This is a genomic window from Pseudomonas sp. HN11, assembly GCF_021390155.1.
Taxonomy (GTDB): domain Bacteria; phylum Pseudomonadota; class Gammaproteobacteria; order Pseudomonadales; family Pseudomonadaceae; genus Aquipseudomonas.
This window is the reverse complement of record NZ_CP089985.1, coordinates 2,292,018-2,307,468: the sequence shown is the minus strand read 5'-3', so window position 1 is coordinate 2,307,468 and position 15,451 is coordinate 2,292,018. Positions and strand designations below refer to the sequence as shown.

11 protein-coding genes and 2 pseudogenes are annotated in these 15,451 nt (G+C 62.3%); 10 read left to right on the top strand and 3 right to left on the bottom strand.

Annotation, left to right across the window (positions count from 1 at the left end; translation table 11 throughout):
* Positions 1-81: 81 nt before the first annotated feature.
* The 4 genes and pseudogenes from LVW35_RS29120 to LVW35_RS10700 all read left to right on the top strand — a co-directional run.
* Positions 82-1,161 (top strand): annotated as a pseudogene (locus tag LVW35_RS29120) (cache domain-containing protein); the annotation flags it as partial.
* A 321-nt stretch (positions 1,162-1,482) separates the two neighbouring features.
* Positions 1,483-2,025, top strand: a pseudogene (locus LVW35_RS29115) (methyl-accepting chemotaxis protein); the annotation flags it as partial.
* Between the two features lie 209 nt (positions 2,026-2,234).
* Complete coding sequence (locus LVW35_RS10705) at positions 2,235-4,643, top strand: glucose/quinate/shikimate family membrane-bound PQQ-dependent dehydrogenase (protein WP_233895383.1); 2,409 nt, start codon at positions 2,235-2,237, stop codon at positions 4,641-4,643.
* Between the two features lie 56 nt (positions 4,644-4,699).
* A complete protein-coding gene (locus tag LVW35_RS10700) occupies positions 4,700-5,965 on the top strand; it encodes a carbohydrate porin (RefSeq protein WP_233895381.1) in 1,266 nt (421 codons plus the stop codon).
* A 6-nt stretch (positions 5,966-5,971) separates the two neighbouring features.
* Here the strand turns inward: LVW35_RS10700 and rpiB are convergent, their stop codons facing one another.
* Entirely contained in the window at positions 5,972-6,454 is a 483-nt protein-coding gene (gene rpiB / locus LVW35_RS10695; protein ID WP_233895380.1) for a ribose 5-phosphate isomerase B, read from the bottom strand.
* 256 nt (positions 6,455-6,710) lie between these two features.
* Here rpiB and LVW35_RS10690 point away from each other — a divergent pair, with 256 nt between their 5' ends.
* The 5 genes from LVW35_RS10690 to dhaL are packed head-to-tail and all read left to right on the top strand — an operon-like array spanning position 6,711 to position 11,631.
* Positions 6,711-8,198 (top strand): sugar ABC transporter ATP-binding protein, encoded by a 1,488-nt coding sequence (locus LVW35_RS10690; RefSeq protein ID WP_233895379.1) that lies wholly within the window; start codon positions 6,711-6,713, stop codon positions 8,196-8,198.
* Positions 8,195-9,172, top strand: coding sequence for an ABC transporter permease (locus LVW35_RS10685; protein WP_233895378.1), 978 nt, complete (start codon positions 8,195-8,197; stop codon positions 9,170-9,172). Before LVW35_RS10690 ends, LVW35_RS10685 begins: the two co-directional genes overlap by 4 nt.
* Before the next feature lie 14 nt (positions 9,173-9,186).
* Complete coding sequence (locus LVW35_RS10680) at positions 9,187-9,945, top strand: SDR family oxidoreductase (RefSeq protein ID WP_233895377.1); 759 nt, start codon at positions 9,187-9,189, stop codon at positions 9,943-9,945.
* A gap of 36 nt (positions 9,946-9,981) precedes the next feature.
* Positions 9,982-10,980: a dihydroxyacetone kinase subunit DhaK gene (locus tag LVW35_RS10675; protein WP_233895375.1), complete on the top strand. Its 999-nt coding sequence runs from the start codon at positions 9,982-9,984 to the stop codon at positions 10,978-10,980.
* Between the two features lie 3 nt (positions 10,981-10,983).
* Positions 10,984-11,631, top strand: coding sequence for a dihydroxyacetone kinase subunit DhaL (gene dhaL, locus LVW35_RS10670; RefSeq protein ID WP_233895373.1), 648 nt, complete (start codon positions 10,984-10,986; stop codon positions 11,629-11,631).
* 23 nt (positions 11,632-11,654) lie between these two features.
* Here dhaL and LVW35_RS10665 read toward each other — a convergent pair whose 3' ends face one another.
* On the bottom strand, positions 11,655-12,632 hold the full coding sequence (locus LVW35_RS10665; RefSeq protein ID WP_033903113.1) for a sugar-binding transcriptional regulator: 978 nt from the start codon (positions 12,630-12,632) through the stop codon (positions 11,655-11,657).
* A gap of 88 nt (positions 12,633-12,720) precedes the next feature.
* Positions 12,721-13,893 carry a XylR family transcriptional regulator gene (locus tag LVW35_RS10660; RefSeq protein WP_233895371.1) on the bottom strand — a complete coding sequence of 391 codons (1,173 nt, stop codon included), beginning with the start codon at positions 13,891-13,893 and terminating at the stop codon, positions 12,721-12,723.
* Between the two features lie 139 nt (positions 13,894-14,032).
* Between LVW35_RS10660 and xylA the strand changes: the two genes are divergently transcribed.
* Positions 14,033-15,349: a xylose isomerase gene (gene xylA, locus LVW35_RS10655; RefSeq protein WP_233895369.1), complete on the top strand. Its 1,317-nt coding sequence runs from the start codon at positions 14,033-14,035 to the stop codon at positions 15,347-15,349.
* Positions 15,350-15,451 lie beyond the last annotated feature (102 nt).

The following is a 15,451-nucleotide window of genomic DNA, read 5'->3' as shown; positions in this document are numbered from 1 at the left end:
TCCCCCCTAAAAACAATACATGCGACGCTCGACGCTACTGTTTTCTCCTTGCCAAAATTATAAATACCCGCGGGTGAAGTCATGAATATCAAGCAAAAGCTGACCTGGGCGTTTGCCGCCATCGCGTGCGTGCCGGTTATCCTGGTGGCCGTGCTGGTCGTATTGAATCTGCGCGAGGGGGCCCAGGCCAATTTCCTCGACAGCAGCGGCCGCGAGATCCGTCAGATCGACAATGGCATGAAGCAGTTCTTCGACGGCATCAGTCAGAATGTCGACTATGTGGCCAATGACCCGCGCGTTGTCGCGGCCAAGGACCTCAAGAGCTACGCCGGCGCCGACGCCGCACAAATTCCCCTCACCCCCACCAATAAAGAACTGCTGGAGATTTTCGACCAGTTCGCCAAGAGCCATCCGAGTACCGCCTACCTGTCCCTGGGCTTGAAAGACGGCGGCTACGCCAGTTGGCCAGACGACACCAAACTGAACAACTACGACCCACGCGTACGCCCCTGGTATCAGGCGGCCATCGCCGCGCCGGGCAAGACCGTGCGCACCGGTGCCTACTATTGGGCACCGGACGATGTGACGCTGATCGGCACCGTGCACACCGTTGCCGACGCCACCGGCAGTATCCTTGGCGTGGTGGGTCTGGACGTGTCGCTCAAGCAGCTCACCGAACTGGTGCGCAATATCAAGCTCGGTGACAGCGGCTACCTGATGCTGGTGGAAGGCAACGGTAACGTGCTGGTGGACCCCAGCGACGCCAAGCACAACTTCAAGCCCCTGGCCGACCTGGGCCCTAATTACGCCGATCTGGCCAAACGCGGCGACGGCGTGAGCCAGATCGACATTGATGGCGTGGCCTACATGGCCAACATGGTCAGTTCCAAAGACCTGGGATGGCGCTTTATCGGCCTGATCAAGCGCGACGAAGTCATGGCCGGCGCCACCCGCCTGACCTGGTTGATCGCCGCCATTGCAGCGGTATTGGCGTTGGTATTCGCGGTGGTCGGCGCCAGTTTCGCCAGCGTCATTGTGCGGCCGATTCGCGGCGTGGCCGACGGCCTGCAAGAGATCGCCGAGGGTGAGGGCGACCTGACGCGCCAGCTAAAAGTGCAAGGCAAGGACGAAACCGCCAGCCTGGCCGGCTGGTTCAACCAGTTCCTGAGCATGATCGCCCAGTTGGTGCAACGTATCGGCAACGCCTCGTCCGACCTGCAGACCGCCGCCGCCGACACCAGCGAGGTGGCGCACAACATGAACCAGGCCGCCGGCCGACAACGTGAAGCGGTGGAGTTGGTGAGCACCGCGTTCAACGAAATGGTCGCCACCGCCAACGAAGTCGCGCGCTCCTGCAGCGCTGCCGCCACCAGTGCCGACGAAGGCTACCGCGATGTGCACGACGGCCAGCATCACATCGGCGAAGCCACCGGCAGTGTGCTCAAGCTCAGCGAAGACCTGCAGCGCTCGACCCAGACCATGCAGCAACTGGAGCAGGACAGCAAGAACATCAACACCATCCTCGACACCATCCGCTCGATTGCCGAGCAGACCAACCTGCTGGCGCTCAACGCAGCCATTGAGGCCGCGCGCGCCGGGGATCAGGGTCGAGGTTTTGCGGTAGTCGCCGACGAAGTCCGCGCCCTCGCCCGCCGTACCGCAGACTCCACCGGCGAGATCGACAGCCTGCTCGGCAACCTCGCCCGTCGCACCCAGGAAGTGACGCAGCAGATGCAAGGCAGCCTGCTGGTGTCCCACACCAGTGTGGAACGCATCCAACAGGCCCGCGACAGCTTCGACAAGATCCGGGGTTCGGTGGATTCGATCCGCGACCAGAACACCCAGATCGCCACCGCCGCCGAAGAACAGCACCAAGTGGCCGAGGAGATCAACCGGCACATTGCGCAGATCCATGCCGATGCGCAACTGGTCGAAGGCTTCGCTCACTCGGCGCAGACCGGTTCAGGTCGGTTGACGGATATTTCGGGTCAGCTCAAGGGGTTGGTGGGACGGTTCAAGTTCTAACAGGACAGCAAGCGCGGCGAGCAACAACCTGTGGTGAGCCGGCTCACTACAGGTTTCTCTTCCCTATGGCTTCGGATCCTGGGCGACATTTAGCCACACGCCATCATCGCAGCACCTGTAATAGTCTATTGCAGGACTCTAATGTACTAACCAGTTACTTATCTTGCTAAAATCGCGTCTTTGCCCTCTCACATTCGAGTCCTGTCGACATGAAACGAGCATCGCGCGCCGCTGGCGTCTCTAGATTCTTACTGCTGGGCCTGGGCGTGATCATCGCCCTGCTCGGTCTCGCGTTGGCCATAGGCGGCGTCAAACTGGTCAGCCTGGGCGGTTCCTGGTACTTCCTGAGCGGCGGCGCAGCCATGGCAATCGCCGGGCTGTTGATTGCCTGCCGCAAGCCGGCCGGTGCGTGGTTGTTCGCAGCCTTTCTGATGGGTACGGCCATTTGGGCGGTGGCGGATGTAGGCCTGGTGTTCTGGCCGTTGTTCTCCCGCGTATTCATGTTCGCGGTCATCGGCACGGTGGTGGCGCTGGTTTACCCGATGCTCGTCAACCGGCCAGCACGCGGCGCCTATGGCGTAGCAGCCGTACTGGCGGTAGGCGTAGCCGTGGCGGCAGGCAATATGTTCGTTGCCCACCCAAGCGTGGCGCCGACCGGTGCCGGCCCCGGCATCACCCCGGTGGCTGCGGCCGATGCACAGAAAGACTGGGCGCACTACGGCAACACTGAAGGCGGCAGCCGCTTCGCCGCGCTGGACCAGATCAACCGCGACTCGGTCAACAAGCTGAAAGTGGCCTGGACCTATCGCACCGGCGACGTGGCCATCAGTGACGGCAACGGTGCCGAAGACCAGCTGACGCCCCTGCAGATCGGCAACAAGGTGTTCATCTGCACCCCGCACAACAACCTGATCGCCCTCGACGCCGACACCGGCAAAGAGCTGTGGAAGAACGAAGTCAACGCCAAATCGGCGGTGTGGCAGCGTTGCCGTGGCATGGCCTACTTCGACGCCACCGCGCCGATCGCCCAGCCGACCCAGCCCAACAGCTCGCCAATCATTGCCGTCAGCGTGCCAGCCGATGCGCAGTGCCAGCGTCGCCTGATGACCAACACCATCGATGCACGCCTGATCGCCGTGGACGCCGACACCGGAAAATTCTGCGAAGACTTCGGCACCCATGGCCAGGTGGATCTGAAAGCCGGCCTGGGTAACGTGCCAGATAGCTACTACCAGTTGTCCTCTGCCCCGTTGATCGCCGGCACCACCGTGGTAGTGGGTGGCCGTGTGGCCGACAACGTGCAAACCGACATGCCGGGCGGCGTGATCCGTGGCTTCGACGTGATCAGCGGCCAGATGCGCTGGGCCTTCGACCCGGGCAACCCGGAAGACAAAAAAACCCCGGCTGACGGCAGCACTTATGTGCGCAGCACGCCGAACAGTTGGGCGCCGATGTCCTACGACCCACTGATGAACACCGTATTCTTGCCGATGGGCAGCTCGTCCACCGACATCTACGGCGTGGAACGCACCCAGCTCAACCACAAATACGGCGCTTCGGTGCTGGCACTGGACGCCTCCACCGGTGCGCAAAAGTGGGTGTACCAGACCGTCCACAATGACCTGTGGGACTTCGATCTGCCGATGCAGCCAAGCCTGATCGACTTCACGCCACCGGGCAGCGACAAAGCCGTGCCTGCGGTAGTGATCGGCACCAAGGCCGGGCAGATCTACGTGCTCGATCGCGCCACCGGCAAACCGCTGACCGAGGTGCAGGAAGTCCCGGTCAAGGCCGCCAACATCCCCAACGAACCCTACTCGCCGACTCAGCCCAAATCGGTGGGCATGCCACAGATAGGCGCGCAAACCCTGACCGAATCGGACATGTGGGGCGCCACTCCATACGATCAGCTGCTGTGCCGTATCGACTTCAAAAGCATGCGCTACGACGGCCTGTACACCGCGCCGGGCACCGACAAATCCCTGAGCTTCCCAGGCTCCCTGGGCGGCATGAATTGGGGCAGTATTTCCACCGACCCGGTACACGGCTTTATCTTCGTCAATGACATGCGCCTGGGCCTGTGGATCCAAATGATACCGTCGCAGAACAAGGCCCAGGCCTCGTCCGGTGGCGAAGCACTGAATACCGGCATGGGTGCCGTGCCGCTCAAGGGCACACCGTATGCCGTGAACAAAAACCGCTTCCTGTCGGTAGCTGGTATTCCGTGCCAGGCGCCGCCATTCGGCACCCTGACCGCGATCGACATGAAGACGCAACAGGTCGCCTGGCAAGTGCCGGTCGGCACCGTTGAGGACACCGGCCCGCTGGGTATCCGCATGCACCTGCCGATCAAGATCGGCCTGCCGACCCTTGGCGGCACGCTGTCCACACAGGGCGGCCTGATTTTTATCGCCGGCACTCAAGACTTTTACCTGCGCGCCTTCAACAGCGGCAACGGTGATGAGGTCTGGAAGGCCCGCCTGCCCGTGGGCAGCCAGGGTGGCCCGATGACCTATGTGTCGCCGAAAACCGGCAAGCAATACATCGTGATCACCGCCGGTGGTGCGCGCCAGTCCACCGACCGTGGCGACTACGTGATCGCCTACGCCCTGCCATGACTCCCGTTTGCGCGGTGCCTCCCCCGGCACCGCGCCTTCTGCCTGGAAGACCCCGCATGACCCCCACTTATCCTATTCCCCTTGGGCGCCTGTTGCTGGGCCTGGCCCTGGGTGCCGCCCTGCCTGTGCAAGCCGATGACACCACCCTGACGGGCGACTGGGGCGGCCTGCGCCGTGAATTCGACGCCCAAGGCATCCGCTTTACCGGCGACTACAGCGGCGAAACCGCCTATAACGCCCACGGCGGACAGCACCGCTCGGCGCGTTACTCACAGAACCTCAAGCTGGGCGTGCAGTTTGATTTGGGCAAGCTGTATGGCTTCAACAATGGCGACCGCATCCAAGTCACCATCAACGACCGTCGCGGCAACAGCGCTTCCGAGGACCTGGTGGGCAACCGCCTGCCGATCCAGGAAAACTACGGCGGCCTTTACACCCGCCTGACCGAGCTGAGTTACGAGCGCACGCTGTTTACTCCGGCACTCAACGTCAAGCTCGGCTACATGGCCATGGGCAACGACCTCGGCGGCCTGGACAGCGGAATTCTGTGCAACTTCATGAACGCCGGCTTCTGCGGGCATCCGCTGAACATGTCCGGCGGCAGCGGCTGGACCAACTACCCGAATGCGCATCTGGGTGCGCGGGTGAAATATGACTTTACCCCCAATTGGCAACTACGCGTCGCCGCGTTCAACGTGGACCCGCAGAGCAACGGCGACGCCAGCCGCGCCTGGCATCTGAGCCCCAAACACACCACCGGAACCGTGGTGCCGATCGAGCTGGTGTACAAACACGCGGGCAGTCTGCCAAGTGAATACAAGCTGGGCTATTACTACGACAGCTCCGATGTGAAACGCATCGGCAGCAACAAAGAAGTGAGCGGACGCAGCGGCCACTACCTGCTGATCGACCAGGCCGTTTGGGCTTGCGACTCATCCGCTGGCCGTGTGCTGCACGCCTTCGGCCAGTACTCCGCTGCCAGCGAAGCGGCCTCGCCGTTCAGCAAGTGGTATGGCGCGGGCGTGGTGTTGTACAAACCGTTCGAAGGCCGGCCGCGTGACACCCTGGCCCTCGGCTATGGTCGCGCCGTGCCCAACCCACGCAGCCGCGAGGCGCAGGAACTGGTCGCGCTCAACGCCGGGGACGATTATCCCAACCTGAACAATGCCGAACAGTTGATCGAACTCAGCTACGGCTATCAGGCCATGCCCTGGCTGACTCTGCGTCCGGATGTGCAGTACATCATCGAGCCGGGTGCGTTTTCCGGTGACAACATCGACAACGCCTTGGTACTGGGCCTACAGGTCAAGGCGGTGTTCTGAGGCGGCTCAATCGTCTGACGGCAATGCCCTGTTCGCCTGTTCGAGCGCAGTGATGCGCTCGACTTTCTTCCCGGAGCGCTCCGCTTCGAATTCCGATTCCAGAAACACTTTGACGATACTCTTGGCCAGCTCGGGCCCGATCACCCGCGCACCGATGGACAGGATCTGCGCATCGTTGCTCTTGCGCGCGCGCTCGGCGGAATAGGTGTCATGGGCCTGGGCCGCCCGCACACCTTTGATCTTGTTGGCGGAAATCGCCATGCCTATGCCCGTGCCACAAATCAACACACCCAAGCGCTGCTGGCCGGCGCCCACTGCCACAGCCACCGCCGCCGCGATATCTGGATAGAGCACCGGGCTGGACGAGTGACAGCCAAAATCCTCGACCCCGTACCCCAGGCTTTCAATGAAGCGCTTGAGCAATTCCTTGAGTTCGAAGCCCGCCTCGTCGCATCCGATGGCCACCGAAAACGTCGTTTGTGCACCCATTACTGTTTCTCCATCAGATCGATCAAATGATCACCAACTGAAATTATGCACAATCATTAGCCGATGATGGGCAGGGAGCTGTCAAGGCTTATTTAAAGACCCTAATACGTAAAAAACGCAAAACCACCGTAAGCCCCCAGCCTAAGCCATTGACAAAACCGACTCAGGCGGTTTAAACATATGATCACTATACGATCATATGATCAGGCTGCTGGCTAAGCCTACCTAATAAGAAAATCAGCAAGAGGACACACCGATGGCCACGCCATTACTGCTCCAGGCTGAACATGTTTCCAAGGCCTACGCCGGGGTCCCTGCCCTGCGCGACGGTCGCCTCGCCCTACGGGCCGGCAGCGTGCACGCACTGTGCGGCGGCAATGGCGCCGGTAAATCGACCTTCCTCAGCATCCTCATGGGTATCACCCAGCGTGACGCCGGCAGCATCCTGCTCAACGGCCAGCCGGTGCAGTTCGACCGCCCCAGTGCGGCACTGGCTGCCGGGGTGGCGATGATCACCCAGGAACTGGAACCCATCCCCTACATGACCGTGGCCGAAAATATCTGGCTGGGCCGCGAACCGCGCCGCGCCGGCTGCATCGTCGACAGCAAGGAACTGAACCGCCGCACCCGCGAGCTGCTGCAAAGCCTCGAATTTGATGTGGACGCCACCAGTCCCATGCACCGCCTGAGCGTGGCCCAGATTCAACTGGTGGAAATCGCCAAAGCCTTCAGCCATGACTGCCAGGTGATGATCATGGACGAACCCACCTCGGCCATCGGCGAGCGCGAAGCCGAAACCCTGTTCAAGGCCATCCGCCGCCTCACCGCACGTGGCGCCGGCATCATCTATGTGTCCCACCGCCTCAGCGAACTGGCGCAGATCGCCGACGACTACAGCATCTTCCGCGACGGCGCCTTTGTAGAGAGCGGGCGCATGGCCGATATCGACCGTGCCCATTTGGTGCGCGGCATCGTCGGCCAGGAGCTGCAACGCATCGACCACAAGGTCGGCCGCGAATGCGCCGCCACCACCTGCCTGGACGTCACCGGCCTGAGCCGCGACGGCGAGTTCCAGGACATCAGCCTGCAACTGCGCCAGGGCGAGATTCTCGGCATCTACGGCCTGATGGGCTCGGGCCGCAGCGAATTCCTCAACTGCCTGTACGGCCTGACCCTGCCGGACGCCGGCAGCGCTACCCTGCAAGGCCAGCCGTTGCCCACGGGCACCCCGGCGGCAACCATTCGCGCCGGCATGTCCCTGGTCACCGAAGACCGCAAAGACAGCGGCCTGGTGCTCAGCGCCAGCATCCTCGCCAACATTGCGCTGTCGGCCTACAAGCAACTGTCGAGCTGGTCGGTGATCAATGCGCGCAAGGAACAGGCACTGGCACACAGCATGGTCAAGCGCCTGCAGATCAAGGTCTCGTCACTGGACCTGCCGGTGGAGTCGATGAGCGGCGGCAACCAACAGAAAGTGGTGCTCGCCAAATGCCTGTCGACCCAGCCGATCTGCCTGCTTTGCGACGAACCCACGCGCGGCATCGACGAAGGCGCCAAGCAGGAGATCTATCACCTGCTGGATGAATTTGTGCGTGCCGGTGGCGCGGCCATCGTGGTCTCGTCCGAAGCGCCGGAGTTGCTGCACCTGAGTGATCGCATCGCCGTGTTCAAGGGCGGTCGACTGGTGACCGTCAGCACCGACACCGCCCTTTCCCAGGAAGCCTTGTTGAGTCTTGCCTCATGAATAGCAAAGTCCTCGCCACACCCGTTACCGCCACGCCGCGCAACCGCCTGCGCTTGTCCCTCGACCGCTTCGGCCTGCCGCTGGTGTTTATCGTGCTGTGCCTGGTGATGGCGTTTTCCAGCGAATACTTCATGACCTGGCGCAACTGGATGGACATCCTGCGCCAGACCTCCATCAACGGCATCCTGGCCGTGGGCATGACCTACGTGATCCTGACCAAGGGCATCGACCTGTCGGTGGGTTCGATCCTGGCCTTCGCCGGTTTGTGCAGCGCCCTGGTCGCGACCCAGGGCTATGGCCTGCTGGCAGCCGTGAGCGCGGGGATGTTCGCCGGGGCCATGCTCGGCGTAGTCAATGGCTTCATGGTTGCCAACCTGAGCATCCCGCCCTTCGTCGCCACCCTCGGCATGCTCAGCGTGGCCCGCGGCATGACCTTCATCCTCAATGACGGCAGCCCGGTCACCGACCTGCCGGACAGCTTCCTGACCCTGGGCATCGGCAAGCTCGGCCCCATCGGCGTGCCGATCATTATTTTTGCGGTGGTCGCGCTGATCTTCTGGATGGTGCTGCGCTACACCACTTACGGGCGCTACGTGTACGCCGTGGGCGGCAATGAAAAGAGCGCGCGCACCTCGGGGATCGGCGTGCGCAAAGTGACGTTTTCGGTTTATGTAATCTCTGGTCTGCTGGCAGGGCTGGCAGGCGTGGTGTTGGCGGCACGGACCACGTCGGCCCTGCCCCAGGCTGGCGTGTCTTATGAGCTGGACGCGATTGCCGCCGTGGTGATCGGCGGCACCAGCCTGTCGGGCGGCATCGGCAGCATTGTCGGCACGCTGTTTGGTGCGCTGCTGATCGGCGTGATCAACAACGGCCTGAACCTGCTCGGGGTGTCGTCGTATTACCAACAAGTGGCCAAGGGGTTGATCATCGTGCTTGCGGTGCTGATCGATGTCTGGCGCAAGAAAAAACGCTAAGTGGAGTGTGTGCAATGTCCAATTTCTGGAACCAGGCGTTCGACCTCACCGGCCGTTGTGCCGTGATCACCGGAGGCGCCGCCGGGATCGGCCTGGCCTGCGCGAATTTGTTGGTGGACCGCGGCGCCAAGGTGGCTTTGCTGGATCGTGACCCGGCGGTGGTCGAAGTGGCTGCCAGCCTCGGCACGGGTCATTTGGGTGTGGTGGCTGATTTGCGCCTGCTTGAGTCGGTACAGGCTGCGATTGATGAGGCGCACAGCGGACTCGGGCGCATCGATTACCTGGTCAACAGCGCGGGTGTCGCGCTGTTGGACAAGGCCCTGGACGTCAGTGAAAACGCCTGGGACACCACCCTGGACATCAACCTCAAGGCCAGCTTTTTCGTGGCCCAGGCCTGTGCCCGGCATATGATCGAGCAAGGCGGCGGGCGCATCGTCAACCTGGCCTCTCAAGCCGCCGTGATTGGCCTTGATCGCCACGTGGCCTACTGCGCCAGCAAAGCCGCTGTGGTAGGCATGACCAAGGTGCTGGCCATGGAATGGGCGCCCCACGGCATCAACGTCAACGCCATATCGCCGACCATCGTCGAGACCGCCCTGGGCAAGAAGGCCTGGGCCGGTGAACTGGGCGAGAAGGCCAAATTGCAGATCCCGGTGGGGCGTTTCGCCCAGCCGGAAGAGATCGCCGGCCTGGTGCTTTACCTGGTCAGCGACGCGGCCAAGATGATCACCGGCGAAAACGTGGTCATCGACGGCGGCTACAGCATTCAGTAATCCGATTCCATACAGATAAGAACAAGGAAACACCCTATGAATCGAGTCATCAACGATCCCGACCTGGTGGTCGAGGACATGCTCGCGGGCATTCTCCTGGCGCACCCGGAACTGGTGCAGTACGAGAGCAACCCACGGGTCATCAGGCGTAAGACCTCACCGGCTGGCCAGGTGGGCATCGTTACCGGCGGCGGTTCGGGGCATGAGCCAGCGTTTCTGGGTTATGTCGGCCCAGGGCTGGTGGATGCGGTGGCAATCGGCGAGATATTTTCTTCGCCCACCGCCAAGAGCTTCTTCGATGCATTCCGCGCCGCTGACCAGGGCGCGGGCGTGGCGTGCCTGTACGGCAACTATGCCGGCGACAACATGAACGTGAAGCTGGCAATGAAAATGGCCGCCAGCAAAGACATGACCATTCGCACCGTGGTCGCCAATGACGACGTGGCCTCTGCCCCGCCAGCGGACATCGCCAAGCGACGCGGCGTGGCCGGTGAGATTTTTATGTGGAAAATCGGCGGTGCCGCCGCCGCCCAGGGCTACGATCTCGACGGCGTGATCCGTGTAGCGCAGAAAGCCGTGGATCATTGTCGCTCCATCGGCGTGGGCCTGACGCCCTGCACCATCCCGGCCGTGGGCAAACCCAACTTCCAGATCGCCGACGGCCTGATGGAACTGGGCATCGGCCACCATGGCGAACCCGGTATCGAAGTGGTGCCGGTGGAATCCGCCGCGGCGATGGCCGAACGCATGCTTGCGCCGATCCTGGCCGACCGCGACTTCACCCGGGACCAGAGTGTGGTGGTGCTGGTGTCGGGACTGGGTGCCACGCCAGTGATGGAACTGTATATCTTCTACGCCGAGGTCGAGCGCCAACTGCGCGCCAAGGGCCTGCGCATTCACCGCTGTTATGTGGGCAACTACTTCACGTCGCTGGAAATGATGGGCGTGACCCTGACCCTGCTCGGGCTCGACGCCGAACTGAGCAGCCTGATAGACCAACCCTGCCGCTCCATCGGCATGACCCAGTCGGAGTAGAGCATGAGCGAGCATTTCCCCAGCAACACCGGTTGCGCCATCGTCGCCAGCCTGGTGTCGATCATTGTCGCCAACCGCGAATACCTCAGCGAAGTGGACGGCGCCATCGGCGACGGCGACCACGGTATCAACATGGCCAAGGGGTTTTCACGCTGCGGCAAGACCCTGGAAGGTCGCGAGCTGTCCCTGGCCGAGGCACTCGACGAACTGACCCTGGCACTGATGGAAGGCATCGGCGGCTCAATGGGCCCGCTTTACGGCAGCCTGTTCATCGGCATGGCAGATGAAGTGCGCGGCCGTGACAGCATCGACGCAGCGACCTTCGCCAAGCTGCTGCGCGGCGGCCTGACGTCCCTGCAGGACATCAGCGATGCAGGCGTGGGAGACAAATGCCTGATGGATACGCTGATCCCCGCCGTCGAGGCATTTGAACAGGCCCAGGCCAGCGGCGCGTCATTCAGCGAGGCCTTGCGCCAGATGAAAAGCGCGGCGTCCCAGGGCCGCGATTCCACCCGTGACCTGGTGGCGAAAATCGGCCGCGCCAGCCGCCTCGGGGAGCGTTCCCTCGGCGTGCTGGATGCCGGCGCGGTGTCGTGTTGCCTGATCCTCACCGACCTCGCCGAATCGGTCGAGGCTCGGCTGATCGCCTAGCCCGCTCACTACAAGAATGTTACTTAACGGCGCGTCGCATCATCCAGGGCGAGGATCGTGTAGGCGTTCGACACGGTCGTCGCCAGGGTGTTGATCACCCCGGAGCGCAACGCGCCGAGGGTCGCCGCCGCCTTGGTGTTCTCGCTGGCAATCGCTACCACGTCGGGAATGCGCACCAATTCCTGCACCGTCAAGCCGATCACCCTGCCCTGCATGGCGTTGACCGCCGGCTGGCCGTGGATGTCAATGAAGTCGTAGCCCATCATGTCGCCCACCGTACCGGACACACGGGCCTGGGCGATTTCCTGGGGCGAGAACCAACCCATGCGCACCATGTTGCTGTTCTCGCTCATGTCGCCGATGCCGATCAGCGCGATATCGGCGCGGCGTGCGCGGTCGAGGGTGGAGCGCACGGTGTCGTTGTTGATCAACACGCTGCGCAGTTCCGGGTTGGCCACCAGGGCCGGGGCATACAGGGTTTCGCTCTCGGCGCCGAAACGCAGGGCCAGGCGCCGGCAGATATGGTCGGGGTTCATGTACTCACCGGCCTTGAGCGAACCGCCAATCGCACACACAAAGGTGCAGTTGCGCGTCACCGGCAGGAACACATTCTCGGCGACGGCGCCCACGTTGCGGCCCATGCCGACAGCGATGATCATGCCGTCGCTGAGGGTCTTGTTCAGGTAGTTGGCGACCAGGCTGGCCACGGCCGAGCGCTGGGTGTCGGGGTCGCCGTGGTCGACCGCAATCAAGGCGCGGTCCAACTGGAAACGCTCGACCAGCGCCTGCTCCAGTTCAGTGTTCAGGGCTGGATGCTGCAACACCCGCACCTCGACCACCCCTTCATCCCGGGCGCGCTTGAGCAGCCGGCTGACCTTGACCCGCGACAGGTCGAAGCGCTTGGCGATGGCTTCCTGGGTGATGTTGTCGAGGTAATAAAGCATGGCCACTTCGGTCATCAGGTCGATGTCGCTGGCGGCACGCTGGGCACTGTCGGTCATGGGAGCTTCCATTTACGCCACAAAAAACCATTCTCCCTAGTCTGTGCGGTGCAAGTCCAGCGGCGAATGGGCCAAGCCTGTAAAGTTTCTAATGGCTCTGCTGGTATTCCCGTGGCGTGCAGCCGAACTCGCGGCGGAACACCGTGTGCAGGTACTGCGCGGACTTGAAGCCACACTGCTGGGCGATATCGGCAATCGCCAGGTGATCGTCCTCCAGGCCCTTGGCGGCGCTGGCGAGTTTGAAACGCAGGATCTCGTCATGCACGCTGCAACCGCGCGCCTTGCGAAAGTGCGCCTCCAGCGAGGAGCGCGACACGCCGACATAGGCCGCCACCTGGGCGGTCTTGATCCCCTGGCAGGCGTACTGACGGATAAACAGCAGCGCTTGCATCACGTAAGGGTTACCCAAAGGTTGATGCAGGCTTGAGGCCTGCACGTTAATCGCATCCGGCGGGATCAGTACCTGCGTGCCGGTGCAAGGCTTGCCGTGCAACATCTGATGCAGCAACGCGGCGGCGGTGCGGCCCATGGTTTCGGTGCCCTGGATCACCGAACTCAGCGGCACACGCGTGAGGGTACGGGTCAGTGGGTCGTTGTCGATGCCGATCAGCGCCACTTCTTCCGGCACAGCAATTCCAGCAGTGAGACACGCTTGCAGCAGCTGCCGGGCGCGGGCGTCGGTGACGGCGATGATGCCGATGGGTTTGGGCAGGCTTTTCAGCCAGGCGATTTGTTGCTCGACAGCGCTGTCCCAGAGCGGCGCGCTGGTGCCAAGGCCGCGATAGATCTGCACGGACAAGCCATCCCGTTGCTGCAAGCGCTTGAAAGCCTTTTCGCGCTCCTGGGCCCAGCGATTGGCCTGGGCTTCGGGCAGGCTGAAACAGGCAAAGCGCGTCAGGCCTGCCTCGATCAGATGTTCGTAGGCCAACTTGATCAAGGCGTAATTGTCCGTCGCCACATAAGGCATACCCTTCGGGTAGGCGCGTGCATCCTCGTAGGAGCCACCCACTGCCACCACCGGCACTTTGCTGCCGACCAGCGCCTCGCCGATCAGCGGGTCGTCGAAGTCGGCAATGATGCCGTCGCCCTGCCAACGCTCAATGCCTTTGAGGCGGCACAGAAAGTCCTCTTCGAGGAACAAGTCCCAGGACGCGCGGGTGCTGCTCAGGTAGTTGCCGATGCCGGCGATGATGCCGCGGTCGTAGATTTTGCTGCCGTTGAACAGCAAGGCAATGCGGTGCACGGGCGGTAGGGTCTTCATTGTTTTTATCCTGAGGCCGGTCGAAACAGACTAGCCCCTGTCACGCAAAATCGCACCATCCTTTGGTGATTTTCATAATCGGGAAGCTCGACGCCGTTGCTAGTATCGAGCCACCGCCAAGAACAATAAGGAAAACGCCATGCCGTACTTCCCCGGTATCGAGAAGGTTCGCTTCGAAGGCCCCGATAGCGATGCCCCCCTCGCCTTTCGCCATTACGACGCCAACAAGCTCATCCTTGGCAAACCCATGCGCGAACACCTGCGCATGGCGGCCTGTTATTGGCACACCTTCGTCTGGCCGGGGGCTGACATGTTTGGCGTCGGCACCTTCAAGCGGCCATGGCAGCGCAGTGGCGACCCGATGGAATTGGCCATCGGCAAGGCGGACGCCGCCTTCGAATTTTTCTCCAAGCTAGGCATCGACTACTACAGCTTTCACGACACGGATGTCGCCCCTGAAGGCAGTTCGCTCAAGGAGTACCGCCACCACTTCGCGCAGATGGTCGATCACCTGGAGCGCCATCAGGAACAGACCGGCATCAAGCTGCTATGGGGCACCGCCAACTGCTTCAGCAACCCACGCTTTGCCGCTGGCGCCGCGAGCAACCCGGACCCGGAGGTGTTTGCCTACGCCGCCGCCCAGGTGTTCAGCGCGATGAACGCCACCCTGCGCCTCAAGGGTTCCAACTATGTACTGTGGGGCGGCCGCGAGGGGTATGAAACCCTGCTCAACACCGACCTCAAGCGCGAGCGCGAACAACTCGGGCGCTTTATGCGCATGGTGGTGGAGCACAAGCACAAGATCGGCTTCAAGGGCGACCTGCTGATCGAACCCAAGCCCCAGGAGCCAACCAAGCACCAATACGATTACGACAGCGCCACGGTGTTCGGCTTCCTGCATGAGTACGGGCTGGAACATGAGATCAAGGTGAACATCGAGGCCAACCACGCGACCCTGGCCGGGCACAGTTTTCATCATGAGATTGCCACCGCCGTGTCCCTGGGAATCTTCGGCAGCATCGACGCCAACCGAGGCGACCCGCAGAACGGCTGGGACACCGACCAGTTTCCCAACAGCGTCGAGGAAATGACGCTCGCCACTTATGAAATCCTCAAAGCTGGCGGTTTTAAAAATGGCGGCTATAACTTCGACTCCAAGGTGCGCCGCCAGAGCCTGGACGATGTGGACCTGTTCCATGGGCATGTAGCTGCCATGGATGTATTGGCCCTGGCCCTGGAACGCGCAGCGGCGATGGTACAGAACGATCGGTTGCAGCAGTTCAAGGACCAGCGCTACGCCGGTTGGCAGCAACCGTTGGGCCAGGCCGTGCTGGCGGGTGAATTCAGCCTGGAGTCGCTGGCGGAGCATGCGTTCGCCCATGAGCTGAACCCACAGGCGGTGAGTGGTCGCCAGGAGATGCTTGAGGGTGTGGTGAATCGCTTTATCTACCGGTGACACTGTGGCTGGCGGCTATCTGTGGTGAGCGGGCTTGCCCCGCTCACCACAACAAGCTCCCTCGCCACAGGTACAGTGTTTGTCTAGAGTCTTCCAACAACA